A 22,656-nucleotide genomic window follows, 5' to 3' on the forward strand; every position below is an offset into this window, starting at 1 on the left:
ACGCGCCACGGTAGCGGCTGAAGGCGACGTTGGCCGGTGTATCCGGGAGTTCGGCCTCCGGGGATGGCTTGGTCAGCGTCACTCGAACCAGTGGGTCTCGCGTTGACCAGCCAGCAGCATCTCGGTGACCGGCGCTGGGGAGCGTCCCGTCTGGAGGACGACTTGTCGTGCGGCTTGGTGTACGAGCATCGGCAGCCCTCCCACTACGCGCCGCCCGGCTTCTTGGGCGGCGCGCGCGAAACGGCTGGGCCAGGGTCGGTAGACGACATCCATGAGGGTGCCGGCGCCTCGTGTCCACAACGGGGCGAGGACGTCCGCAGCATGGGGTGGAACAGCGGATACGACGAGGCCGACGGCCAGGTGATGGTCGGCGGCTGTCCACGGCTTGATGCTGATCTCGATGCCGATTCGTTCGGCCGCCGGTCCGAGCAAGGAACCGGCCCTGCCTGTGTCGCGGGCGATCACGACTGCCTGATCGCAGCCCAGTTCGCGTCCGGCGGCGAGCGCTGTGCAGGCCGTCGCCCCCGCACCGAGCAGGGTGACGGTAGTGGCAGTGGTCACGTCTGCCTCGCGCAGGGCCTGCATCATGCCGTAGAGGTCGGTGTTCTCCCCGAGGAGTCGGCCGCTGGGTGTCACGACGATGGTGTTCGCCGCGCCGATCCGCGTGACCGTCTCCGACACTTCGTCCAGGAGCGGGACAACGGTCTGCTTGAGCGGCATGGTCAGCGAGAAGCCGCGCCAGCTGCCGTCGAGGGTGTCCAGGAAGTGCGGCAGATCCTGTGGTTGGCATTCGATCGCGTGGTACGTCCAGGGCAAGCCCATCGCCGCGTAGGCCGCCCGGTGCAGAACAGGCGACAGCGCGCCGTCGACGGGGGACCCGAGCAGGGCGAGCCGTGTCACGGCGCGTGGTGGAGCATCGCGGCCACTCCCTCGTCGCTGACCTCGTAGGCGATGCCCCGCAGCACGGCGACGGGCGCGCCACGTCCGCGCTGTCCGAGGATCAGGCCGGCTGCCGCAGCCACCAGGTCAGTGAGGGTCTCCTCCTGCCGCTTCGTCTTCCCGCCGGGCTCGGCGTGCTCGGTGACACGCAGCGGTGCGATGCCCGCGGCCCCGATGCTGATGACGGTGGCGCCCCGCCGGTCTGCACGTCCGTCGGAGTCGGCGATCACCACGGCGACGGTGGCGCCGCTGAACGCGGTGATTGCGTCGCGCAGCGCGCGGGCGGATGCGTCTGGGTCCTTGGGCAGCAGCCACGCGCCGTCGGGCCCGGCGCGGTCGATACCGGCCGACGTCAGCTGGTATCCGAGGTGGTGCCGGGCGATGATCGGCCCGCGCTCGCCGGCCACGAAGTGGTCGCTGGATTCTCCGAGGATCAGTTCCACGATCTCGGCCGGTTTGCCGGTGCGCGCGGACAGGTCGAGGGCAGCCGGGCTGGGCGTCACACCCGGGAGATCGACGAACCGCCCCTCGGCGATCGAGACGACCTTCGAGGCGACAACGATCACATCGCCGTCCTGCAAATCCGTGGCCTGAGCGGACAGGACATCCGTGATCACGCCAGAAAGATCATCGCCGGGGGTAATGGTGGGGAAAGGCTCCAGGGCGAACGCGCGGAAGGCGCCGGTGGTGGTGCTCATGAGATGCGGCTCCGGGTGGAGTGGGCGGTCAGGACACCGAACAGCCGGGTGTGGGCGGCGGCGAGCTGCGCCGCCCTGTCGTTCGGCGGTGTCGCGGCGGTGAGCCAGGTGCGGACGTGGTGGACGTAGTGCGGCCACAGACCGTGGGCTGCCTCGTGAGGGGCGACACCGTTCCTGACGGAGTGCCAGGCATCGGCTACAGCCACCGGCCACGGACAGGCATCGTATCGGGGGTCCGGGGGTGCGAATGCATGGAGCGTGGCCAGCATGGCGGCGCGACGGCCGGGTTCCAGGATGCGGTGTGCGGGACGGTAGGGCGGAGCACTCGCTCCCCGTACGAGCCGGTGGGGCCAGTCGGCGGTGAGAGCCAGAAGGACCGGCACGGCCTGGTCGTAGATCTGTCGCAGGTGTGGAAACGACGCGGCGTGCGTCTTCGGAGCCTGCACGGTGACGGAGCTGAGGCGGCCGGCGGGGGCGGCCGTCAGCAGGAGGAACGCGTCAATGCCGTATCCGTTGACAGCCGGACGGAGTTGGGCGTCCACCGTGTTGACGGCGGCCCGTACGGCGCGAATGGCCCGGACGGAGAGTGCGAGGTCGCCGGCGAGCGGCTGGGGGACGTCGTGGCCGGTGGTGGCTGCGATCAGCGGGCGAGCCAGGTGTGAGGTCAGGTTGCCCTCGTCCCAGTAGCGCGGGTAGTCGGCGATGGCGAACCCGTGTTGTCCGTGTACGAGGAGTTCGCGGTACACGTCGGGGTCGGGGTTGCGGGTGTCCGTGTCAGCGATCAGGACGGGGCCGCCCGTGTCCGGCAGGTGTGCGAGCGCCTGAAGGATCTGCGCGCCCTTGCCCCGGGAAAGGCCGGTGAGGCTGATCTTGCGGGCGCGGGTGGGAGTGGCGGCGAAGTGGTCGCTGGTCGTGGGGCGGTCGGAGGAGTCCGCGTGGATGATGACCGCGCGCGGGTCGTTCAGCGCGGTGTCGACGGCCGCGGTGACGGCTGCAATGGTGGCGGGTTCGTCGCGGCTGGGCAGGATCGCGGCGGCGGGCTCCGGCGTCACAGGTACTCCCCGGTGATGAGGTCGGCGGCGGTCTGCGGGTCGGGCGCGTACAGGTAGCTGTACGGGTACTGTTCGAGCCGTGTGATCAGGTGGGTCCGCCAGCGGGCGAGCGGAAGGGTGTCCAACGGCCATACCGGTCCGTACGGCGCACCGGTGGGGCCGGTCAGCGGGGTGGGGAGTCCGCTGATGTACCGGGCGAGACCCTCGTGGAGACGGAGCTGCTCGTTCGCGGAGAACGGTGTGGCCGGCACCAGCACCGGGCGGGGAACCGCCGGGTGGACGGTGAGGCGGATGACCCCGGCCAAGGGGACGGGGACGCGGAGGAACGGGGCGAGGTCGATGACGGGCTTCGGGGCCTGCCACAGCTCCGGGTCCTGCGGGCGGACGGCGGCCGTCGCCTTGCCCGGAAGGATCAGCAGCTCCGCGTCGTGCTCGGCAAGGACGGTGAGATCGTCGCCTGCGTGGGTCCAGCCGCATTCGCCGAGGGCAAGGGTCACGCTGGTCTTGCCCGCGCCCTTGTTGCCCAACAGCAGGACGCCGCGTCCGCTCGGCGTGACGGCGGCGTTGGCGTGGACTGTGAGCATCTGCCGCTCCTGGCGGGCCCGCTCCAGCGCGGTGTACGTCGTGTAGGCGAGCGTCGAAGACCAGGCGGCACCGCGGGGAAGGCCCATGCGAACCGTCCGCCCGTCCACGGTGACGGTGGGCTCCGCGTCAGCGTAGGCCACCGTCACGACCGGGCAGTCCCGGCCCTCGGGGCCCGTGGCGGACAGGTGCCAGCCGCCGGGCAGCCGGTTGGCCGCCGCGGTGGCCGGACCCGTGTCCAGCCCCGGAGGAAGCTCCAGGGCAGCAGTGAGGTGGCCGGTCGCCACGGCGGCCGGGTTCACGACAGCGTGGGCGGGTCGAGTTCGGCCAGCAGCTCGGGCACCGGCAGAACGCGGGGCAGGTAGCGCTGGTTGTCCACGAGATCGGGCACCCAGTCCGTACGGCGCAGCACCTCGCGCACCAGCTCGGCGTTCGCCGGGTCGGGGTGTGTGGCGGCGATGTCGAGCGAGGCGGGCTCCGGATAGGCGCTCCCGTTGCGCCACATCACCGCGATGCGGCACGGCCCACCGGTCTTCTCGGCGAGCGTGCGGCTCGCCTCGTCGACGAGCCACCCGCCGACCTTGCCCACGTGGTAGGCGGGATTCTTCCCGAACAGCGCTTCGTTGCCGGCCTGCTGGCCGGGGGTGATCAGCCCGGAACGGGCGTTGCCCCGGCCGACCAGACCGTCTTCTCCGTAGTCGATCGCCGATCCGGAGACGGTGAAGTACTGGCCTGACAGGGGGCCCGTGCGGCTGTTGCGCGTATTGCACACGACCGTGACCGGGCCGGGCAGGCGTCCCAGGAGCTGGGTGGTGAGTTCCTGAGCGGCGGCGCTGACGGCGTCCTCGAACTCCGCGCTGCTGGCCAGGTGTCCGGCCACGGCCGGGACACACACGGTGACGTTCAGCGCGTGCTCGTCGCGGATGACCAGGGCCTTGATGTCGCTGCCCGCCCACGGCTGGCGGCGGAACCAGGCTTCGGTGAGCAGCGCGACGGTCTCGGCCGTGGTGCGCGGCGCGGTGCCGACGAGGAACGCGGTGTCGTTCGAAAATGCGGTGGGGCGCTCCGGCAAGTCCTCCAGACCGCGGGGGGCGAACCAGCGCTCGAACTTGGAGGAGTCGGTCGTCTCGTGCTGGGCCTGCCACGTGATGTGCTCGAACCCCGGCAGGGCGGTGCGCAGTTGCTCGGCGGCAGCGGCTTCGAGGATCTCCCGCACGGGGATCGCGCGGCCGGCGAAGGATGTCGAGATCCGGCCGCCGAAGATCACGCGCACGGGCCGGTCGTACGTGCCGTCGGTGTCCCCGAAGCGGGCGCGGCCCCCGAGGACGGCGACCTTGTCGAGGTTGTGGTGCAGGCCGGCGCCGAACTCGCGCAGACAGTATTCGCTGTAGCGGATCGAGGCCAGCTCGGCGATGGAGTCGGAGAGGGTGTCCGGGTGCCCGACGCCCTTGCGCTCGACGACCTCGACACCGAGGTCATGCGGCAGTACCGGCCTCAGAAACGTTGCGTGCCGTGCGGTAGGCATGGTCGATGACCTCCAGGGTGCGGCAGAGCTGGGGAAGCGGGAACAAGGACGGGTGGCGCGGACCGGCGTCACCGGCGGGCAGGGCCCGGTACATGGCCTGGCGCAGCTCCAGGTCGCAGGGCGCGGACAGCGGATCGCCGAGGCCGGCTTCGAGGTTCCGGCCGCGCACATGCACGTGCTGTCCGTCGTCCAGGTGCAACGTGACCTCGTGGCGCCGCGGTTGGTCGACGCTGTCGACCCGGGCGTCCACCGTCAGGAGCGCGCCGTCCGCGAACGCCACCGTCGCGGTGATGCGGTCCTCCGATTCCGCCCACCGCCGCATCCGGTGCACCTCAGCGGTACAGGAGGCGATGGGGCCGGGCGGCAAGAGGCGCAGGGCGAGGGCCAGGCCGTGAATAGCCTGCTGGTGCAGGACGCCCCCGGCGGTGGCGTACCGGGTGCGCCAACTCCGGTAGTAGGCGCGGTCCCGGCGGCACACCAGCGTCACCGCGGCGCGGCGGACCGTCGGTGCCTGGGCGAGCAGCCCGGCGAGTCCGGGGGCGAAATGCGGCTGGAAGGCGACGAAGATGCGCCGGTCCTCCGGTGCCGGAGTCAGCTCGGCGGGATCGAGCGTGACGGGCTTCTCCACCAGGACGGCCGCGCCACCCCGCGCGGCGGCGCGGGCGGCCACCAGGGCAGTGCCGGGCGGCGTCGCCACCACGACGACGTCCGGCGCGAGGGTCTCCAGCCCCGTCTCCCACCGGGCGAGCAGCGGCACCCCAGCAGGCGGGGCAACGACCGGCGAAGGGTCGGCGACACCCACCAGGCCCATTCCGTCGGTGCCGGTCACGGCCTCAGCGTGCTTGGCTCCGACCTCCCCCGAGCCGATGAGCAAGACCCGCCTCACGCCAGGCCCCCCGGGACAGCACCGCGCAGAAACGCCGCGCCACGCGTCAGCGCATCGCCCGGACTCTCGCGCACGTGCGTCTCCAGCGCGTACGGCAGCACCGGCCGCACCCGGTGCAGGACGGGAAGCAGGTCCGCATACGGCACATCGCCGGCACCCGCCGCCACGAACTGCTTCATGCCGTCGCCGCGCGGCACGTAGTCCTTGATGTGGACGTACTCGACGTACGGGGCGAGAGCCTCGACGGCTTCCGCCGTGCCCTAGCCGACCTCGTACAGGTTCCCCATGTCGAGCCACAGCCCCAGGCCGCCGTGCTCGCGGAGCACGTCCAGGAGCGGTGTCGGCTCGGCGACCGTGCACACCGGCTCGTTCTCCAGCAGCAGCCGCACCCCGGCCCGCTCCGCGGCCTTGAGGGCGTACGTCAGCAGAGGGTCGCCCAGGAACGTCTCCGTCTGCTCGACCACGGACAAGTGGGAGAAGACGCGGACCCGGTCGGTGCCCAGGATGTCGGCGACGGCGAGCGCGCGGTCCACCCAGCGTTCCCGGTCCTCGGCCGGCACCTGCGTGGGGAAACCGAAGCTGTCGACCTTGCCGGGAACGGCCTCGGGGCGGCACCACTTCCACAGCGGGGACGCCAGCGCCGCCACGCGCAGACCCCGTTCGTCGGCCAGCCGCCGGACCTCGCGAAGCTGCGCGTCGTCCAGTATCAAGGCATTCGAGCCGTAGGCCGTACGGATCTCCAGGTGGCCCACGCCCAGCGCGAGGGCCAAATCCATGCCGACAGCGGGGTCCTGCCCCAGCTCGTCGGGGTTGAGCGCGATGATTCCCTGCACGAGGTTCTCCTTGTCGATGCCAGCGCCTGAGAGACAGCGGCCATGCGCCCCGCCGGAGACGGGACGCACGGCCTGGTGCCGGGCACTTACGAACCGCCACCCGGCGGAGGCGGAGTCGGGATCGGACCCGGCGGGGGCGGGGGCGGGGGCGGAGAAGGCGGCTGCGGCATATCGGAACACTCCTTCGACCAGGGGATGAGCCCAGCGCAGAGGTGCGGGAACCGGACCGCTACCGGCCGCTGCGCGGGAGGTTCTCTGTGCACTCACAGCCTGGGAAGAAACGAGGGGGAAACCCATTCGACGGCCCTATAGGACGGCCCTCTGGCGTCCCGACCAAAGCCCTGACAGGGGGTCACGGTGCCTCTACTCTGAGGCAAGGTCACGCCGCTGCCCCGGAGGGGGAGATCACCGTGCGCAGCCATTCCCCGTTAGTCGTTCCCGTTGATCTGTGGGACCACGAGAAGGCACGACGCGCCCTCGAAGCACGCGATCTTGCCGCCGTGATCAAACACTTCCGGCAGTACACGGGCGCCAGTCAGACCACCGTGGGCTCCCTCGCCGGGCTCGCCCAGTCCGACGTCAGCGCGATCGAGCGGGGCATACGCCAGGTCCAGAGCGTCGATGTCCTGACGCGGATCGCCGAGGGCCTCGCCATCCCGCTCTCCCTGCTGGGCCTTGCCGACGAGACAGGCAGCGCTGATCACCCGGCTCGCCGCAAAGCGCCCGTCCCGCAGCTGACGGCCGCTAAGGTGACCAAAGCCGAGCTGGAGGACGATGTGCGACGTCGGGAACTGATGACTGGAGCGCTGGGACTCGGCGCCAGTCTGATCGCCGGGACCGGCTCCGATGCTGCTGCGGCAGAACCGGCCGCCCACAACCCGGCCGCCGCCATGGAACGGGCCCTGTTCGAGCCGGTGACCGGAAGACCGACGAGCCTGAACGATCTCGCCGACGGGCTCGCGACAGCCCGCGGGCTGTTCTCGGGCGCCCGCTACGCCGCCCTCGGCAGTGCCCTTCCCGCGCTGATCGCCACGGCGGAGGCGACCCGGGACGCCGCCACCGGCCGCACGCGCGAGCGGGCCCAGGCCGCCGTTGCCCGCGCCTACGTCCTGGCCACCGAACTCGCCGTCAAGCAGCACTCCGAGGCTGCGTGGGCCACCGCGGACCGTGCACTCATCGCCGCACGGGCCAGCGGCGATCCACGGCCCATCAGCGACGCCGCCCGGGTGCTGGCCATCACCATGCGCCGTGCTGGCCGCAACTCGGCCGCCGTGGACTTCCTGGCCCGTACCGCGACCTCGCTGGTCGCGGAGAAGGGCGGCCCACAGGCTGACACCCTTGCCGCCCGCGTATGCCTGCTCATGACCGCCGCCTACACGGCCGCGTCCGGGGGCCGCCGCAATACCGCGCTCGACCTGCTCCAGGAGGCGGAGGAAACAGCCGGCCGCATCCCCGTCGATCAGAGCGCAAAGCCCGCAGGTCTCTTCACGATCTCGGCGAGTCCCGCCGAGGTCTCGATGTACCGGATCAGCAGCCTCACAGTCCTCGGCACCCCCGACGACGCCGTTCCGTACGTCCGCCGTGTCGACCCCACACAGTTGGCCAACACCGAAAGGGTCGCACGCTACCTCACCGACACGGCCCGCATGTGGCACCAACTCGGTGACGGACGCCGCACCTTCAGCGCGCTGCGAGCCATCGAGCACGCCGCGCCCGAAGAGGTCCAACGCCCCGCAATCCGCACGCTCACCGCTGATCTCCTCTACACCCCGGGAAGCCTGCCCGGCCTGCGGGCGTTCGCGGTGCGCACCGGCGCAGTCGCCGCCTGACGAACACCGCGCGGGCGGCGGCGATTCACTGCCAAGCCGGGCCAGGTCCGCCAGGCCCTGCACACCGACGGACAGCGGCACTACCCCCGTCGCCCCCACCGCGGACATCGGAGCGCAGCCACAAAGCGGTGGTGTCAGATGCCGCGCTCAAGTACCGGCCGGGGACGGCGGTCCGTCGGAGGCGGCAGGTAGCCGGGCGGCGAAGCGAGATGCTCGCACACCCCGCCGTACTGGAGGAACGCGGTGCCCATCTCCTTCTCCAGCACAGGGAAGAAGTGCTTCGCCTCCGGGGACTGGCCAGTGGTCTGCCAGGTGTAGCCGGGGCCGTCGGCGAGTGCTCGGCGGATGAGGCGGCGGCCGAGGCCCTGGCGCTGGTGCTCGATGGTGATGGAGATCTTATTGATGCTCCCGATGCGGCAGGCGTCGCAGACCTTCCAGACCAGTGTTCCGATGTCGTATCCGTCTTGGTCGAACATCCGGATGCGGCGGTGCCCGGCCGGATGCCGGGGCGCCCAGTAGAGGAACCGCACATCTTGGCGCCGCGTGACGAACAGAATCCACCGCCACCGCAGAGGCGAGAGGTACTCGGGCACGGGCGGTGTCACCGGCTTCTCCTCCTCGGACACGTCCGCCGTTATCCGCGCCGAACCGACGGCCTCTGGCCTGTCAGCTCCCGGCGCCTCACCACTCGACATCTCTGTCCCTAATCTCTGTCCCTAACATGCCAGAGACGATGTGAGCCGTCTCACCTGGGATTCTTCGCGGCACCTATTGATAACGACCGTGATGTGGAGCCAGGCCGGCTCGACCGGCGAAATCGGGAATCCCGCGTCCAGCAGGGTCTGGTTCGAGTTCGCAACCAGGTTCGCCAGAGCGGCGTGGCGCGGGTCGTTCCAGTCGACCTCGGCGTACCAGTGCAGGAGGGTCCCGGAGTCCCATGACGCCGTTCCCGCCTTGAAGTTGAAGGCGCGCATGGGCCGAAACCTTAGCGTTGGCGGCCTCCTGCCGGAGGCGGTTCCTGCGGATTGACCAGGACTGGGTGGACCGCTCCGTGCCCGGCGCCGCGATGGAGCTAAAGGCAGCGGGGCCGGGCGTCGGAGGTGGTCGGCTCAGCGCAGGGCGGACAGGTCGAGCCACCCGCTGACGGCGGCGTGGTCGGTCATGCCGAGCTCGATGGGCTCCATGTGCACGGTGTAGCCGGACATCGCGTGCGCGACGCCGGGAGTGCCGAGCATGACGTCCTGCCGACGCTCGACGTCGCCTTCGGCGAAGCCGCCGGTGGGCACGTCCGCCCGGCCAGCCAGGACGGCGAGGTCCACGAACCCGGCGACGTCCAGGAGCTCCAGCGCGTCGCGGTCCGCTACCCACTCCTCGGGGCGCTCCGGGCGCTCGCGGGGAAGGCGCAGGTGCCCGTTGCGCATATGCTGCGGCAACTGCCGCCAGGGCGGCTCAGGGAAGTTCTGCCCGAGGGTGTTGGCATCCCCCACGGCCACCGCGAGGACGTCCGGGTCGGCCAGCACCTCCAGCGGTCCGACTTCTCTGGTGCGCAGCCGCGGGTCGAACGGGCTGAGTTGCAGGTTGCGCATCTCCAGCCGCTTCTTCACGCCCGGGAGCCGGAGCGTGGCCCAGCCCATCACGTGGTGGAAGCCGTTGCGGTCCGCGTCGGCAGCTTCGATGCCGACCCGGTCGCTGAAGAGCATCACCGAGTGGAAGCGGTGGCCCTTCGTTGTCTTGTTCGCGAACGCGAATACACCCTTGGCCATCCCTGTGTCTTGGATGGCTCGGTAAAAGCGTTCGTAGCCGAGGAGTTCCCAGAAATTGCACTCCTGCAGACAAAGAATGTCCGGCTTGAGTGAGCGCAGGAATTCCATCTGCTGGGACCAGTGCTTCGGGGCGCCGAGTCCCTTGTTATCGTAGCCGCCGAACAGGGTGTTGAAGGAGACGATGCGCAAGGCGTCGGCGTTGCCGGGCGCGCTGCCATCCGCGTGCAGGGCGTCGGTCATGCGGCCAGCTTCTCCATCCGCACGAGCAGGAGGCGGAGCGAATTCACCCGGTCCCGGCCTCGCCGGAACAGGTTCTCGTACAGCTCGTCGACCGGTTCCTGGGGCGTCAGGTCCGTCCGCAAATGCGCCCAGCAACGGGAAACCGGGTCATCTGGATCGGAGAGCTGGTGTCCGGCTTCGGCGATCAGGCGGTCGAGCGATTTGACGACCGATTCCGGATCCCATTTCGCCGGGGCGGTCATTTCGCGTATGTCGTCGAGCGTCACCTCGCTCACTGCGACGGACCCCGAGACTGCCAGGAGGTAGTACACCAGCGCCAGTCCTGCCGAGCCCTCCGACCATTGCTCCGGATACTCCCACCTGGTCCACTGGACGGCGGTGGACCGCGTCTCCGCCGAGGCCCGGTCGCAGGCTTCCTCCCATCGCGGAGGGCCGCCCTCGCCGGCCAGCCACCGCGGGATGGTTCCGAGCGACATCTGCTCCCCGGACCCTCCTCCGGCGGCGCGTGCGGCGTCGTTCGCCCGCAGCGCGGCGTGGTAGGAGGACCCGGTGGTGTCGCGCAACTCGTTGATCTCCCGCCTGCGCTTGCGGGGCACTCGCTTCTTCTCGTTGTTCTTCTCGTCGGTCAACGCTGATCCCATGGCGGCGGCGTGCCCCACGAGCACGCGCCCACTGTGGATGCGGACACGACAATGCGCTTGCTCAACTCACGATGCGTCGAAGGACAGCCTGGCCGGGACAACAGCAACGAGGACTCTGGCGTGGGCGTGCGGGGCCTCTCCCGGTGAGCGACAGTCGTGTCTACCGCGGAGTCGATCGTACCCGCGGCGGCCGCGGGCAACCCTCGGGGGCGGCCGGCTGATCCCGCCCGCCGGGTCCTCGGCCTTCTTCAGCCGGCTTCCGTGGGGGGATACGATCCGGGGATGGGGGAGAACGCCATCGCGCAGCACTGGGGCCAAGCCTTGAAGAAGGCAAGGCAGTTGCCGTCGGCGAGCGATCATCAGGACGTACTCGCGCTGATCTACGCGCTCATCGCGGCCGACTACGGTGAGGCGGTGGACAAGATCTCCTGGTGGGAGGTCTGCTACCAGCTGCTGGACCCTCAACGCCTCCACGGCCGGCTGGCGGCCCTGCTACCGGGGCCGGACGGATTCGGCCCCGCGACCGTCGAAGGCGGCCGGATCGAGCGGGTGTACGCGCTGTCGGTCACCGGCGATGAGCACGGGGAGTTCACCGGTCCCGCTCCCCTGGAGGGCCGGCTGTGGCGGCTGTGGGCGGCGCTCCAGGCGCCGCACGGGACGCTGTACGCGGACACGCTGACGTCCGAAGAACTCGACGCCTACGACCGGGCCGGCGTGAACCGCGGTTACGTCGCCTCAGGCAAGACGGCGTTCGAGCACGCCGTCGAGAACCTGGCGAAGGTCGTCGACCGCCAGGTTCTCCTGCCGGCCAGCGGCACTCCGGGGCTTGGCGCGCCGGTCGCGGTGACCAGCGGGGTGCACCAGGGCCGCAGCGGCTGGGTGTGCTCGGTGGTCTGGAGCGTCGACGAGGAGCGGCACGCCTGCGCCGAACCGCCCGTGTCGTTCTCGGTCCGGTTCGAGGACCGCAAGGGGGATGTGGTCGATGTCGCGTCCGGTGACGTGGAGGTGCTGCCGGAGTGGGACCCGCGCTTCGTCGTCGCCTACGCGGGCCAGCGGGTGCCCACCTCGTGGGTCGCCTGCGTGCTGGTTGCCGGTGCGAGCGCGGACCCGGAATGGCACCAACAGGTCCTGTCCGCTCTGCAGGAGGGGTGGACGCAGGTCGTCGGGCGGCTCGTCGTCCTCGTGACGCAGCACGCCGACGGGCGGCCTGCCGACCCGCAGTCCGGGTGGCTGCGCGACGCGTACAGGTGGGCCGACGAGATCATCGCCGACTGCCCCTCGGGCACCGCCCTGCCCCCGAAGTTCGGGCTGCCCGACAACGCTTCGCCCCCCGGCGCCGAACGGCTCATCCTGCACGCCGTCAACCCCGACGCCCACATGCTGGACTGGTCCGCGCGGCACGCAGTGCCGCTGGTGCCCTCCGCGCGGGCGGCCTCCTCCACGGCGCTGGGCCGCATCCCGCCCACCCACGAACGCACCGGCGGCATGCGGCAGGTGCCCCTGAGCGTGTTCCAGAATTCCGGCTTCGAGCGCTGGAGCAACGCCCTCTTCCACGCCAGGAGTGTCGTGGACGGCGCCACCGTCGACTGGACCACCCAGCACCCGGAATATCCCCAAAACGCTGACTGGTGGTCGCTGCGGGCCCGTATCCGGCACCCCGATCAGCGCGTCACCACCGAAAGGGTCACCGGCCGCACGGCCGCACCGGTCGGGTCAGCCTGGTGGTGTGGGCCCGCCAGCCGCAGTGGACGGACAGCGAGGTGCTGCTGCTGCGCGACCGGAAATCCCCCGCCGCCTACCTGTCCACCCACCCGACGAGGTTCCCCCAGTACCTACCCGGCGTCGACCGTGTCCCTCAGACCTCCGTCGAGCACCAGGACGCAGGGCAGCAGGATCTCGCCGCGGTTGCCGCCGGCCTCGGAATAGCGGTGGGGACGGACCGGATGCTGCTACTGGGCCACCGTGCAGAATCCGCGCCTGTGGCCTCCCTGCACAGCGCCGTCGCCGTAGAGCTCTCGCAGGTCGAGTTCGATGACCTCAAGGCGCTCCACTGCGCTGCCGGCGCCACCGACAGGTCAGAAGTCCCGGAGTTCCACCGGGTCGCCGATCTGCTCTCGTCCGTGGCCAGCCCCCTATGCGACTGGGCGACCCTGGGCGTGATCATCCGGGCCGTCGTCCCCACCTATCCGCCGGCCGGCGGCGACTTTCGCCCCAGCCGCGGGTGACTGCTCGCGGGCACCTCGGCCGGGGTCAGAACCGGAGCCGGTCCTCATAGGCCGGCGCGAGGATCTGGAGGATGCCGAGGATGACGGCGTGGCCGACCCGGTGCCCGGAGGCATCGCCGGCGTCGATGAACGACATCGGAGGCTCGGGATAGTCCTTGCACAGCCGCCGCCACTGGACCGCGACCGGGTCGTCCTGCGCCTCCAGGTCATGGCCGAGCCCGGCCAGCCGGGCACCCCACCGCTCAGGCAGGTCCTTGGGGTACCGCACGGACCACTCGCTCTGAGCAGGAGGACGGTCGACGAGCAGCTCGACGTCGGCGCGCGTGACCTCCCCGACCGGGATGCCCTGCTCGGAGGCGGTGATGTAGATCGCCACGGCCAGTGCGCTGGCGGCCTCGCCGTATTCCTCGCCGGAACCGACACCGGTCCAATCGCGCCACAGCGGTTCTACCAAGGAGATCACCCGCTCCCATGCCGCCTGCCACGTCGCGGGCCCAGGCCCGGCTTCGTGCTGCCACTGACGTACCTGATCCATGACCGCGGCCATACGAACCCCTCCCCCGCGGTGCCGGCCGGCACCTGCGCGGACCTGCCATCGTGCGAAAGCACCCATCGAGTTGACGGGACGACAGTAGTCTCGGCCGTACGCGATCGGCTACACGGCGTATTCCATCAAGGCAGGGGGCGCAATGCGGAGTTGGTTCCACAGCGAGCGGATCTGGGCAGGCAGCGCACCCTTCCCCCACATACTGATCTTGCTGGAGCAGTACCCCGAGGCCCGAGCGTTCGCCGCCGCGCACCAGGGCGTCCTTGACCGGTACCGCGAACGCCTCGGGATCGTCCCCCTGGAATGGCTGCACAGCACGGTCCAGGGTTTCCACCAGCCGGCCACCGAGGCCCAGGTTGAGGAACTCGCCGCGGCCGCCCGGGAGGTGCTGGCGGACGCCGTGCCCTTCACCGTCCAGCTCGGACCCAGCTACGTCGGGCGCTCCTCCGTCCACGTCTCGATGTACCCCGAGGACCGCATGGCCGACCTCAACCGGCGCATCCGCGCCGCGGGCGACAAGGCCGGCATCCCGATGCGGCCGGCCGACCCCCGGTTCTGGCCGCACGCGATCCTGGCGTACGGCAAGCCTCGGGAATTGCATCAGATGGGAGCGTTCGCACTGGTCGCCTGATAGGCGATCCCTACGATCCTACTCATACTCGACCCCAACTACCCGTCCCGACCTGCACGTTTGGCAAAGCAATCCCTCCTGATGCATGATTTACGCGTCAGAAGGGATCGCGCCATGATGCGACGACCGGGTACGGAGTTGGCCGGATCGGCCAATCTGGAGCTCGTCTCCGGGCTGCTGCGCTTTCGGCCCGAGGACACGGTGTGGGAAGCGATGCTGAACGGCTGGAGGTCGCAGCAGCAGGCCCGCAACCTCAAGAAGGGCACGTATGAGCCGCGCGAGAAATTGGTCCGCGCCTTCCAGACGTACAGGAACGAATACCCGTGGCTCTGGACACCGGCCCACATGGACGAGTGGTCGGCCAACCTGACTTCGGAGAAGGGCCTCGCGCCATCGACGGTGCGCGGCTACCAGGGCACGGTGCGGCTGTTCTCCGAGTACCTCATCGATCCCCGCTACGACTGGGCGCTGGCCTGCGAGGAGCAGTTCGGGACGTACCCCGTGGCGATCGCCCACGAGTGGAACACCATCCCGCACCTTCAGAGCTACGAAGGCGATCCCGAGGCCCGCCCGTTCACGCGCGAGGAACTTCAGATGTTCCTCGACTTCGCGGACGACCAGGTCGAACGGGCGCAGCGCAGCGGGCGCAAGGGCTCGCTGGCCGCCTACCGGGACGCCACCTTGTTCAAGGTCATCTACGGGTGGGGGCTTCGCCGGACCGAGACGTCGAAGCTGGACCTGGTGGTCTTCGGCAGGAACCCGAAGGCGCCGCAGTTCGGCCGGTACGGGACGCTCAACGTCCGCTACGGCAAGGCGAAGAAGGGGCAGCCCCCGCGCCGGCGGAACGTGTTGTCCGTCATGGACTGGGCCGTCGAGTCGGTCGAGGACTACGTCGTGAACGTACGACCTCGCTTCGGCTTCCCGGAGCACCCCGCACTGTGGGTCACCGAGCGCGGCGGCCGGCTCAGACCGGACTCGATCAACGACCGGTTCGAGGAGTACCGCGATGCCCTGGGGCTGCCGAGAGCGCTGACCCCGCACTCGCTGAGGCACAGCCACGTCACACACCAGACTGAGGACGGGGTGGACCGGATGTTCATTCAGCAGCAGGTCGGCCACGAGTGTGACAGCTCCCTGGCCATCTACACGCACGTCAGTAACGACTTCATGAACACTTCTCTGCAGAATGCCCTGGCTCCGGCCTTTGCCGGGGTGTGACGAGAAGAGGGATACCGCGATGACCGCCAAGCTCGACTACCAGTGGCACCTGCGCAAGGTCATGGCCGACCGCGGGATGTTCTCCACGACCGACCTCACGGAGCCCTTGGAGCAGCGCGGGATCCAGCTCTCCTCAAGTCAGATCTACCGCCTGGTCGTGGAACGCCCGGAGCGCCTCAGCCTCAAGATCCTCATGGCCCTGCTGGACATCTTGGACTGCCGCATGGATGACCTCATCGAGCCCGTCAGGGCGGCGGGAGCCGGAGCCCGTCCGAAGAAGGCGGCGGCGGGCGGAAGTTCGGCCGAGGCGTCGTCGACGGATCTGGGGAAGCTGCGGCCCAAGCGGGCCAGGATCATCAGGAGTGATCAGTGACGACAGCCGCCGCGCACGATCGGGGCGCGGAAGCGGAGCCGGAGCCGTTGGACGCGCTCGTGGATGTGCTGTGCCAGGTGGAGACCTCACTCGGCCGTGAAGTCGTCCGCGCGGTGACGGCCGACGTCGTCCGGCAACGCGCTCGACAGCGCCGGCTTGTAGCCGAACTGGCCGAGACCCCCGACGTGCTGCGCACCGGGAGGTCGCCTGCGGCCATCATGGTCGGCAAGCTGCTGCTCGCCCTGAAGGAAGCCGGCGCGGAACAACTCGCCGCCCCAGTCTGTGGCGTGTGCGGGCGAGAGCCTCGCACCCTGGCCTTCGCGAGGCGCACGTGGGGGTGTTCGCGTTGCGTGTCCCCTCCGAGTCTCGCGGCCTGCACGAAGTGCCGGCAGGAGAGGGGTGTGCACGCGCGGGACCGGGACGGCCGTCCCTTCTGCCGGGCGTGCTTCGTCGTCGACGACGTGACGACGCTGCTGGCCGAAGAGGTGATCGGGATTGCCCCGGAGGTGACCGCTGCGGCGGTAGTCGGGGCCCTGGAGCATGCGCACCAGCGTCCCGTCGGCCGTCGCCAGATCGCTGCCCTTGTTCTCGAACGTCCCGAGCTCCTCACCGGTGAAGGTGCCTCGGCCCCGATTCCGGGCGTCCTGCGGTTCATCGAGGAGCTACGCGCGGCCGGTGCCACGTCGGTGGTCGCACCGCCGTGTCCTGGCTGCGGTCGCGCCAAGCCGCTGGAGTCGCCGCTTGGAGCGGTGCGGGTATGCGACTCCTGCGCCGCGCAGGCGAGGGCCGCGCTCTGCTCTCGCTGCGGCAAGCAGAAGCCGATCTGCCATCGCGATGAGAACGGCGACCCCTTCTGCCAGCCCTGCTGGGCCAGTGACCCGAGGAACCTGGAGGTCTGCGCCGGATGCGGCAATCGGCGCCGTGTGTACGGACGGACCGCGGCCGGCCCGGTCTGTTTGCAGTGCCGCCCGCGGACCGAGCGGGTGTGCGGCATCTGCGGACGCACCGGCCGGGGCACCATCTCCCGCGCCACCGGAAAGCCGCTCTGCGACCTGTGCAAGGGGCACTGGATCGTCTGCTCCGGGTGCGGTGACGGCGGTCTCGTCCGCGGCGGGACGCTCAAGGCGCCGCTGTGCGCCCGCTGCGTCAACCCCGACCCGGGCTTCTGGAAGCGATACCGCATCTGCAACACGACGTGGCAGCTGACGACCGCGCCCTGTACCCGGTGCAGTCTCGACGCCCGTCTGCGCAAAGTCTTCGCGGCCGATGACGGCACCATCGCGCCCGAGCTCGACCGGCTTCGTGAGCGCCTGGTCCAGGTCGACCGTCCGATCTACGCGATCACCTGGTTGCGGAAGGCGAACGTGCAGTCCACCATCACCGCGGTGGTGCGCGAGCACCCCCAGATCAGTCACGCTGCGCTCGACGCCATGCCGCCGAGCAAAACGCTCGATCACTTCCGCTCCATGCTGGTCTCAGTCGGCGCCCTGGAGTTCCGCGACGAAGGCTTGGCACGTCTCGAGCGTGAGGTGAAAGAGACACTCGACGGATACGCTCCGGGCGAGCACCCGCGGGCGCTGCGCGGGTTCATCCTGTGGCATCTGATGCGGCGGCTGCGCGGGCGGCTCAAGGACAAGCCCGCCAGCGAGCAGCAGATCTTGAATGTCCGAGGGCACCTGGTCGGGGCCGACGGCCTGCTGCGCTGGCTGGAAGGCCGGGGCAAGTCGCTGAGCGTCTGCACGCAGGCGGACATCGAGAGCTACCTCGGTACCAAGCCCTTGCACCCGAAGAAGTGCTCTGCTTTCGTCCGGTGGGCGGTGCGCCGCAGGTACGCGCCAGCGGGCATCAAGGCCCCGGCGATCCGCTGGACGGGCCCCGCCGGCCCGCACGACCAGGACGAGCGGTGGGCCGTCGCCCGCCAGCTGCTGAACGACGAGTCCGTCGCCACGGCGGACCGCGTCGCCGGTCTCCTCGTAATGCTGTACGCGCAGACCGCCAGCAGCATCCACCGCCTGACCACCGACCGCGTCACACAGGAAGACGACCACGTCCTGCTCCACCTGGGCGACCAACCCATCCAGCTACCGGCGCCCCTGGACCGCTTCATACTCGACCTGGTCGCCTCACGGGGCACCGACACCCTGATCCGACACGAGGGCGACTGGCTCTTCCCGGGCCGCTCGGTAGGCCGACCGATCCACGAGTCGCAACTGCTGCGACGGCTTCACCGGGCGGGCGTCAAGTCGCGCCAAGGCCGCAGCACGGCACTATTCGCGCTCGCCCAGGAGCTTCCCGCGGGGCAGTTGGCAAAGATGCTCGGCGTGCACGTGGGGGTGGCTGTCGCCTGGCAGCGCGCGAGCGGCGGGGACTGGATGACGTACGCCGCCGCGGTTGCCGCTCGATCCGCGACCCGAGCCCGCCCGGATGTCGACAAGACCCCCGAGATCTAGCCGAGTTGGACTTCTTCGAGCACGTCCCACGTGTAATAGCCGAGGTCGGGGCGTTGGTACTGGTTGACGAGGTGGACGCGGTCGATGGTGATATCCACCCGTGGGGGCCGCAGCGCGCGCAGCGCCCGGTTGAGCTTTCGGTCAGGGAAGTCTTCACGCGCGTACGCTAGCGACGAATGTGCCCAAAACCGCAGCTCAGGGGCCCTCAAAGTGATGCCGGGGACCTTCTCCATCGCCGTACGGACACGGCCGTTGAGCTCAGCCATCCCGTCCTCCGGGTAGACCGCGACCGTGACCGCGGTGATGCCGGGCCAGACCGGTCCGAGCTGAACCTGGAACGGTTCCATGCTGGCCACCTCTTCGCGCAGGGTGCCCCGCAACTTTTCCAGTTGGCCGTCGTCGATCGCGTGATGGATGCCCTGGACCGTGGAGTGCAGCCACTCCTCGGGGTTCACGCCGAGCTGTTCGCTGTACTCGGCGAGCAGGTCGCGGTGGGCGCGAGCGTACTCGCGGAACTCCGGGTACTCACTCAGCAGGACCAGGACGTGCGGGAAGGGGCCTCCGCCCTTCCATATCTTGCTGGGGACGAAGAAGTTCTCCAACGCCGTGCTCCTGCCGTCTCGGGGATGCCGTTCTGGACGGTAGCGGTCGGGCCCATGACGCGCGGGCAGTTCACGAAACATCCGGGACCGGAACGGCCGGCTGTCATTCGCGGTCGAGCCGGGCGCAGGAGGCGCCGTCCGAGGGACCGGTCTGGTCCGGCTGCTGCCGCCTCGCGGTCTGACGATCCGCAGAGCCGCTTTTCTCGCCAACTGCGTGCCCCTTCCCCGCGGCAGTCCCCAGGGCGTTGACGCAGGTAGTCCGCCTCTGGTGGGCAGCGAGTCGGCGTCGGCCCCACCGTGCGAGTGGCGGGGGCTGGTGCCGCATGAGGTGAGAAACCTCAAGGTCACAGTGCCGCACGGAGAAGATCCCGCCGCGCGCGAGGGTGGTGGTGCCCCTCTGGCCGGTTTGTCGTCGCTGCGGGCCGATCATCGTGATGATCCATCAGTTTTTGTCGGTGGCCGCTGATACACCCATCTCCGGGAGGCAGCCTCGTCAGGCTGCCAGGTCACAGGAGGGGGAACGTTGTTCGACGAGGACGGGTCGCTGGACCCGGTACTGAAGTTCATCCTCTGGCTCATCCTCGCCGTGGCCATCGCCAAGGTCGCCTGGCAGTGGCTGACCAAGGACGCCTGGCACTGGGTGAGCGTGGACGTAAGGGGCTGGTTCAGCGTGGACGTGTGGGGCTGGCTGATCGGGCACCCCTGGTGGGGCTCGCTCATCATCCTGGGCACTCTGGTTCTGTTGTGCTTCGTGGTCTTCTCCGACCGCACCGTCTACGTCGACTCTGTCGACGCCGGGGATGAGACGTACGACGACGAGCCGGCCAGCTCGGCGCCCAGGGCGCTGACCTTCAGGATGAAGCAGCTTGCCGCGATGACCGCGGACGGCTTCGAGCAGGCGTGCGCCGATCTGCTCGCGCGCGACGGGTTCGCGCGCGCCCGCCGGGTCGGCGGCTCCGGAGACCTCGGCGTGGACGTCGTGGCCTGGGACGACGATGGCCGCAAGATCGTTTTGCAGTGCAAGCAGTACAGCGGGTCCGTCGGGTCCGAGGCGGTCCAGAGGTTCAACGGCACCGCAGTTCCCGAGCACCGCGCGGACGTGGCGGTGATCGTTGCTCTCAACGGGTTCACCAGGCCCGGTGCGGAATTTGCCCGGCGCCACGGAATCACGCTCGTGGGCCGGGCCGAGCTCAAACGCTGGGCGCACGGCGAGCACCTGTATGCGGCCGTCGAGGAAGAAAACTCGGCCGCATAGCCCGCGATGGGAAGCATCGATTCAGGTGGGCGGGCAGAAGGAGTTCGGACCCCGGGCAGAGCGTGACGATGACCGTTGGCGCCCATGCTGCGTACCGTCCCGGGTACCGTTCCGATAGAGGCTGAGTTCCAGGGACAGGGTTGGGGTCGAGAATGCCGCACGAGATCGAGGAGCAGGAGGCGATCGGCCGCAGGATCAAGCGGCAGAGGCTGGGCCTTGGGATGCCGCAGGCTGATCTTGGAGCGGCGGTCGGCAGGACTCAGGGCTGGGTGTCCAAGGTCGAGGCAGGCAAGATCGAGCTCGACCGGGCAGGGCTGATCAACCAGATCGCGGCCTCGCTCCACTGCCACCCGAACGTCCTGCTGGAGCGGCCCTACGTCGGTGCCGTCGGCGAGAACCAGTGGCAGGCCGCCGCCGCGTCCATCATGCGGGAATTGCGCCGCTACGACCTCACGCCGGTCTTCGACGGCACCCCGCGCCCATCCGCCGCACTGTGGCGGGACATGAAGCGCCTGCACCGCCTGCGGGACGCGGCGGCGAATATCGCGATCCTCAAAGCCTTGCCCGACCTGTTCCGCGAGTCGCGGGCCCTGGCCGAGGCGTCGACGGGGCACGAGCGGGAGGAAGCCTTCGCGGTCTACGCGGTGTGCTGCAAGTTCGCCCACACCGCAGCCCACTCGCTCGGGCATCCGGAACTCATTGCCATGGCGGGTGAGCGGGCGGCCTGGTCCGCACATCTGTCCGGCGACCCGCTCATGCCCGCGGTGGCCGACTGGATGCGGGTGTGGGACATGTGGGCAACGGCCGACTGGGACGACTCCGTTGCCCTGTCCGACAAGGCCCTGCGCAGTGTGCAGAGTGACTACGACCGCGGCGACCCGCTGGCTCTGCGCGTGTGGGGCAGCCTTCAACTGCGGGCCGCCGTCTCCTGCGCACGCGGCGGGAACGCGGACGAGGCCGAGAGCCGGCTCGGGCACGCCCGAGCGGCGAGCGCCCGGATGGACGCGGTGACCGGGCCGCCCGTCTACGACCGCCACTCCCTGACCTTCTCCAGCGGCAACGTCCAGATCCACCGGATCAGCATCGCCCTCGAAGTGGGCGACCAGACCAAGGCACTCGATCTCAATCGGCGCGCCGACCCGGCCCACCTCGAGCCGCTGCCCAAGTCCCGCCAGGGCCACCACCACATGGATCTGGCACGGGCATGGCTGTGGGACGGTAACCGCGACCAGGCGCTCACGGAGCTTGAAAAAGCCGAGCGCCTTGCCCCTCAGCTCGTGCGCAATCACCCCATCGCCCGTGCCACCCTCCGTAAGATCGTCTACGCCGAACGGGTGACAACACGCGAGAAGCTGCGGAGCATGTCCAACCGTTTCCACCTCGATGACCAGGCCGTATTCCCCTGATTCATATTCACCGGTAACCGCGCCCCTACTGTCGGTTGCATGACGGGACAACGCACAGACGAGCAGGTGGCCCCCCACCCGGCGTTGGTCGGCAACAGCACTGTGTGGACTCCGCAGCGCGGTGACCTCGTCAACGACTCGGCCGCCGGACGCGCGGGCGTCGTGGTGGCCGTGCCGGAGGACACCGGCACGAAGTCCTACCACCTGTGCCCGGCGGGCGGCGGGGACGAATGGCCGGCACTGCGCATCCACCTCGTCCCCTGCGCGGAGGAAGCGGACGACGGCCTCACTCCCGATGAAGCGGCCATGCCGCCAGGCGGGTTCGCCCCGGACACGGGCGGTGCGCCGTGATCAAGACGCCGACGTACCAGGATCCGCCGGAATGGATCCGCCGCGGCGTTCGCGTCCTGGTCGATGCCGCCGACCTGGAACCGGACGAGCAGGGGCACCGCCCCTTCGAGGGCGAGGGAGAGATCGTCGCCATCGTCACCCACGTCGGCGATCCGTTGACCGGCAAGCGCACCGACGGTCCCGTCTGGCTGCGCCGCGAGGGCGGCGGTCTGGAGGCCACGGCCCGGGGCGCCGTACTGCACCGCGCTCCCGGCACCTCCGCCAGCGAACCGTTCGCCGCGGCGGATGAGCCGGCCGGGGCCGGCCTGCCCGGGCCCGGAGGACCCCCGCGACCGGGCCCGGGCAGCCCTTGAGACTCCCGGCACGCGGCGATTGCTATCGCGTGCCGGGGATGGACCGAAGCCGCTGGTCCGGCCCGACGCCGCAAGAGCGGCGCCGAGCCGACGACCACGGCGGCCCAGGACCATAGCACCACCGACATGAGCAACATCCCTACCCGATGGAGGACTTGCCATGAACATCCAGGCCATCGCGACCACGGCGGCCGGCCCGGCCACCGACGTGGTCGACCTCGACCTGAACATCGAGATCGTTACCGCCGGTCCCGTGG

25 protein-coding genes are annotated in these 22,656 nt (G+C 69.9%); 11 read left to right on the top strand and 14 right to left on the bottom strand.

Annotated elements, in window-relative coordinates:
• Nucleotides 1–78 precede the first annotated feature (78 nt).
• From AC13HU_RS00905 to AC13HU_RS00940, 8 genes are all read right to left on the bottom strand, one after another.
• Nucleotides 79–900 (bottom strand): shikimate dehydrogenase, encoded by an 822-nt coding sequence (locus AC13HU_RS00905; RefSeq protein ID WP_483039726.1) that lies wholly within the window; start codon nt 898–900, stop codon nt 79–81.
• Nucleotides 897–1,637: a coenzyme F420-0:L-glutamate ligase gene (locus tag AC13HU_RS00910; RefSeq protein WP_483039727.1), complete on the bottom strand. Its 741-nt coding sequence runs from the start codon at nt 1,635–1,637 to the stop codon at nt 897–899. The genes AC13HU_RS00905 and AC13HU_RS00910 overlap by 4 nt, the downstream gene beginning before the upstream one ends.
• Nucleotides 1,634–2,689 carry a hypothetical protein gene (locus tag AC13HU_RS00915; protein ID WP_483039728.1) on the bottom strand — a complete coding sequence of 352 codons (1,056 nt, stop codon included), beginning with the start codon at nt 2,687–2,689 and terminating at the stop codon, nt 1,634–1,636. The genes AC13HU_RS00910 and AC13HU_RS00915 overlap by 4 nt, the downstream gene beginning before the upstream one ends.
• Nucleotides 2,686–3,573, bottom strand: coding sequence for a hypothetical protein (locus AC13HU_RS00920; RefSeq protein ID WP_483039729.1), 888 nt, complete (start codon nt 3,571–3,573; stop codon nt 2,686–2,688). Before AC13HU_RS00920 ends, AC13HU_RS00915 begins: the two co-directional genes overlap by 4 nt.
• On the bottom strand, nt 3,570–4,796 hold the full coding sequence (locus AC13HU_RS00925) for a methionine adenosyltransferase (RefSeq protein WP_483039730.1): 1,227 nt from the start codon (nt 4,794–4,796) through the stop codon (nt 3,570–3,572). The genes AC13HU_RS00920 and AC13HU_RS00925 overlap by 4 nt, the downstream gene beginning before the upstream one ends.
• The gene (locus tag AC13HU_RS00930; RefSeq protein WP_483039731.1) at nt 4,747–5,682 is read right to left on the bottom strand and encodes a Gfo/Idh/MocA family oxidoreductase; all 936 of its coding nucleotides are present in this window, start codon (nt 5,680–5,682) and stop codon (nt 4,747–4,749) included. The genes AC13HU_RS00925 and AC13HU_RS00930 overlap by 50 nt, the downstream gene beginning before the upstream one ends.
• A complete protein-coding gene (locus AC13HU_RS00935; RefSeq protein ID WP_483039732.1) occupies nt 5,679–5,879 on the bottom strand; it encodes a hypothetical protein in 201 nt (66 codons plus the stop codon). The genes AC13HU_RS00930 and AC13HU_RS00935 overlap by 4 nt, the downstream gene beginning before the upstream one ends.
• Nucleotides 5,880–5,942: 63 nt before the next feature.
• Nucleotides 5,943–6,515 carry a sugar phosphate isomerase/epimerase family protein gene (locus AC13HU_RS00940; protein WP_483039733.1) on the bottom strand — a complete coding sequence of 191 codons (573 nt, stop codon included), beginning with the start codon at nt 6,513–6,515 and terminating at the stop codon, nt 5,943–5,945.
• 500 nt (nt 6,516–7,015) lie between these two features.
• Between AC13HU_RS00940 and AC13HU_RS00945 the strand changes: the two genes are divergently transcribed.
• Complete coding sequence (locus tag AC13HU_RS00945) at nt 7,016–8,344, top strand: helix-turn-helix domain-containing protein (RefSeq protein ID WP_483039734.1); 1,329 nt, start codon at nt 7,016–7,018, stop codon at nt 8,342–8,344.
• A gap of 134 nt (nt 8,345–8,478) precedes the next feature.
• On the opposite strand, the gene AC13HU_RS00950 is transcribed toward AC13HU_RS00945, so the two are convergent.
• From AC13HU_RS00950 to AC13HU_RS00965, 4 genes are all read right to left on the bottom strand, one after another.
• The gene (locus AC13HU_RS00950; RefSeq protein WP_483039735.1) at nt 8,479–8,970 is read right to left on the bottom strand and encodes a GNAT family N-acetyltransferase; all 492 of its coding nucleotides are present in this window, start codon (nt 8,968–8,970) and stop codon (nt 8,479–8,481) included.
• 90 nt (nt 8,971–9,060) lie between these two features.
• On the bottom strand, nt 9,061–9,318 hold the full coding sequence (locus AC13HU_RS00955) for a hypothetical protein (protein WP_483039736.1): 258 nt from the start codon (nt 9,316–9,318) through the stop codon (nt 9,061–9,063).
• Nucleotides 9,319–9,453: 135 nt separating this feature from the next.
• Nucleotides 9,454–10,347, bottom strand: a complete 894-nt coding sequence (locus AC13HU_RS00960; RefSeq protein ID WP_483039737.1) for an endonuclease/exonuclease/phosphatase family protein — start codon at nt 10,345–10,347, stop codon at nt 9,454–9,456.
• A complete protein-coding gene (locus tag AC13HU_RS00965) occupies nt 10,344–10,988 on the bottom strand; it encodes a hypothetical protein (protein ID WP_483039738.1) in 645 nt (214 codons plus the stop codon). The genes AC13HU_RS00960 and AC13HU_RS00965 overlap by 4 nt, the downstream gene beginning before the upstream one ends.
• Nucleotides 10,989–11,270: 282 nt before the next feature.
• Here AC13HU_RS00965 and AC13HU_RS00970 point away from each other — a divergent pair, with 282 nt between their 5' ends.
• Entirely contained in the window at nt 11,271–12,914 is a 1,644-nt protein-coding gene (locus tag AC13HU_RS00970; protein WP_483039739.1) for a hypothetical protein, read from the top strand.
• Nucleotides 12,915–12,967: 53 nt separating this feature from the next.
• Nucleotides 12,968–13,213, top strand: a complete 246-nt coding sequence (locus AC13HU_RS00975) for a hypothetical protein (protein WP_483039740.1) — start codon at nt 12,968–12,970, stop codon at nt 13,211–13,213.
• A gap of 25 nt (nt 13,214–13,238) precedes the next feature.
• Here the strand turns inward: AC13HU_RS00975 and AC13HU_RS00980 are convergent, their stop codons facing one another.
• Entirely contained in the window at nt 13,239–13,748 is a 510-nt protein-coding gene (locus tag AC13HU_RS00980; protein WP_483039741.1) for a hypothetical protein, read from the bottom strand.
• 154 nt (nt 13,749–13,902) lie between these two features.
• Between AC13HU_RS00980 and AC13HU_RS00985 the strand changes: the two genes are divergently transcribed.
• The 4 genes from AC13HU_RS00985 to AC13HU_RS01000 all read left to right on the top strand — a co-directional run bounded on the left by AC13HU_RS00985 (nt 13,903) and on the right by AC13HU_RS01000 (nt 18,432).
• Nucleotides 13,903–14,391, top strand: a complete 489-nt coding sequence (locus AC13HU_RS00985; RefSeq protein ID WP_483039742.1) for a 2'-5' RNA ligase family protein — start codon at nt 13,903–13,905, stop codon at nt 14,389–14,391.
• 114 nt (nt 14,392–14,505) lie between these two features.
• Nucleotides 14,506–15,609, top strand: coding sequence for a tyrosine-type recombinase/integrase (locus tag AC13HU_RS00990; RefSeq protein ID WP_483039743.1), 1,104 nt, complete (start codon nt 14,506–14,508; stop codon nt 15,607–15,609).
• Nucleotides 15,610–15,628: 19 nt separating this feature from the next.
• Nucleotides 15,629–15,982: a helix-turn-helix domain-containing protein gene (locus AC13HU_RS00995; protein ID WP_483039744.1), complete on the top strand. Its 354-nt coding sequence runs from the start codon at nt 15,629–15,631 to the stop codon at nt 15,980–15,982.
• Nucleotides 15,979–18,432, top strand: coding sequence for a site-specific integrase (locus AC13HU_RS01000; RefSeq protein WP_483039745.1), 2,454 nt, complete (start codon nt 15,979–15,981; stop codon nt 18,430–18,432). The genes AC13HU_RS00995 and AC13HU_RS01000 overlap by 4 nt, the downstream gene beginning before the upstream one ends.
• Here AC13HU_RS01000 and AC13HU_RS01005 read toward each other — a convergent pair.
• Complete coding sequence (locus AC13HU_RS01005; protein ID WP_483039746.1) at nt 18,429–19,034, bottom strand: 2'-5' RNA ligase family protein; 606 nt, start codon at nt 19,032–19,034, stop codon at nt 18,429–18,431. The two genes, AC13HU_RS01000 and AC13HU_RS01005, sit on opposite strands and share 4 nt — an antisense overlap.
• 523 nt (nt 19,035–19,557) lie before the next feature.
• On the opposite strand from AC13HU_RS01005, the gene AC13HU_RS01010 reads away from it, so the two are divergent.
• The 4 genes from AC13HU_RS01010 to AC13HU_RS01025 all read left to right on the top strand — a co-directional run bounded on the left by AC13HU_RS01010 (nt 19,558) and on the right by AC13HU_RS01025 (nt 22,399).
• Entirely contained in the window at nt 19,558–20,289 is a 732-nt protein-coding gene (locus AC13HU_RS01010; RefSeq protein ID WP_483039747.1) for a restriction endonuclease, read from the top strand.
• Between the two features lie 152 nt (nt 20,290–20,441).
• Nucleotides 20,442–21,695 carry a helix-turn-helix domain-containing protein gene (locus tag AC13HU_RS01015; protein ID WP_483039748.1) on the top strand — a complete coding sequence of 418 codons (1,254 nt, stop codon included), beginning with the start codon at nt 20,442–20,444 and terminating at the stop codon, nt 21,693–21,695.
• Between the two features lie 39 nt (nt 21,696–21,734).
• On the top strand, nt 21,735–22,046 hold the full coding sequence (locus AC13HU_RS01020) for a hypothetical protein (RefSeq protein ID WP_483039749.1): 312 nt from the start codon (nt 21,735–21,737) through the stop codon (nt 22,044–22,046).
• Nucleotides 22,043–22,399 carry a hypothetical protein gene (locus AC13HU_RS01025; protein ID WP_483039750.1) on the top strand — a complete coding sequence of 119 codons (357 nt, stop codon included), beginning with the start codon at nt 22,043–22,045 and terminating at the stop codon, nt 22,397–22,399. The genes AC13HU_RS01020 and AC13HU_RS01025 overlap by 4 nt, the downstream gene beginning before the upstream one ends.
• Nucleotides 22,400–22,656 lie beyond the last annotated feature (257 nt).

The organism is Streptomyces sp. NH27, from assembly GCF_056859195.1.

Excerpts from the sequence above, each read along its gene's own strand:
- AC13HU_RS01020 (WP_483039749.1), top strand. The coding sequence starts at position 21,735 with ATGACGGGACAACGCACAGACGAGCAGGTGGCCCCCCACCCGGCGTTG.
- AC13HU_RS00965 (WP_483039738.1), bottom strand. The coding sequence starts at position 10,988 with ATGGGATCAGCGTTGACCGACGAGAAGAACAACGAGAAGAAGCGAGTG.
- AC13HU_RS00910 (WP_483039727.1), bottom strand. The coding sequence starts at position 1,637 with ATGAGCACCACCACCGGCGCCTTCCGCGCGTTCGCCCTGGAGCCTTTC.
- AC13HU_RS00925 (WP_483039730.1), bottom strand. The coding sequence starts at position 4,796 with ATGCCTACCGCACGGCACGCAACGTTTCTGAGGCCGGTACTGCCGCAT.
- AC13HU_RS00990 (WP_483039743.1), top strand. The coding sequence starts at position 14,506 with ATGATGCGACGACCGGGTACGGAGTTGGCCGGATCGGCCAATCTGGAG.
- AC13HU_RS00985 (WP_483039742.1), top strand. The coding sequence starts at position 13,903 with ATGCGGAGTTGGTTCCACAGCGAGCGGATCTGGGCAGGCAGCGCACCC.
- AC13HU_RS00995 (WP_483039744.1), top strand. The coding sequence starts at position 15,629 with ATGACCGCCAAGCTCGACTACCAGTGGCACCTGCGCAAGGTCATGGCC.
- AC13HU_RS01015 (WP_483039748.1), top strand. The coding sequence starts at position 20,442 with ATGCCGCACGAGATCGAGGAGCAGGAGGCGATCGGCCGCAGGATCAAG.
- AC13HU_RS00955 (WP_483039736.1), bottom strand. The coding sequence starts at position 9,318 with ATGCGCGCCTTCAACTTCAAGGCGGGAACGGCGTCATGGGACTCCGGG.
- AC13HU_RS00970 (WP_483039739.1), top strand. The coding sequence starts at position 11,271 with ATGGGGGAGAACGCCATCGCGCAGCACTGGGGCCAAGCCTTGAAGAAG.
- AC13HU_RS00960 (WP_483039737.1), bottom strand. The coding sequence starts at position 10,347 with ATGACCGACGCCCTGCACGCGGATGGCAGCGCGCCCGGCAACGCCGAC.
- AC13HU_RS00980 (WP_483039741.1), bottom strand. The coding sequence starts at position 13,748 with ATGGATCAGGTACGTCAGTGGCAGCACGAAGCCGGGCCTGGGCCCGCG.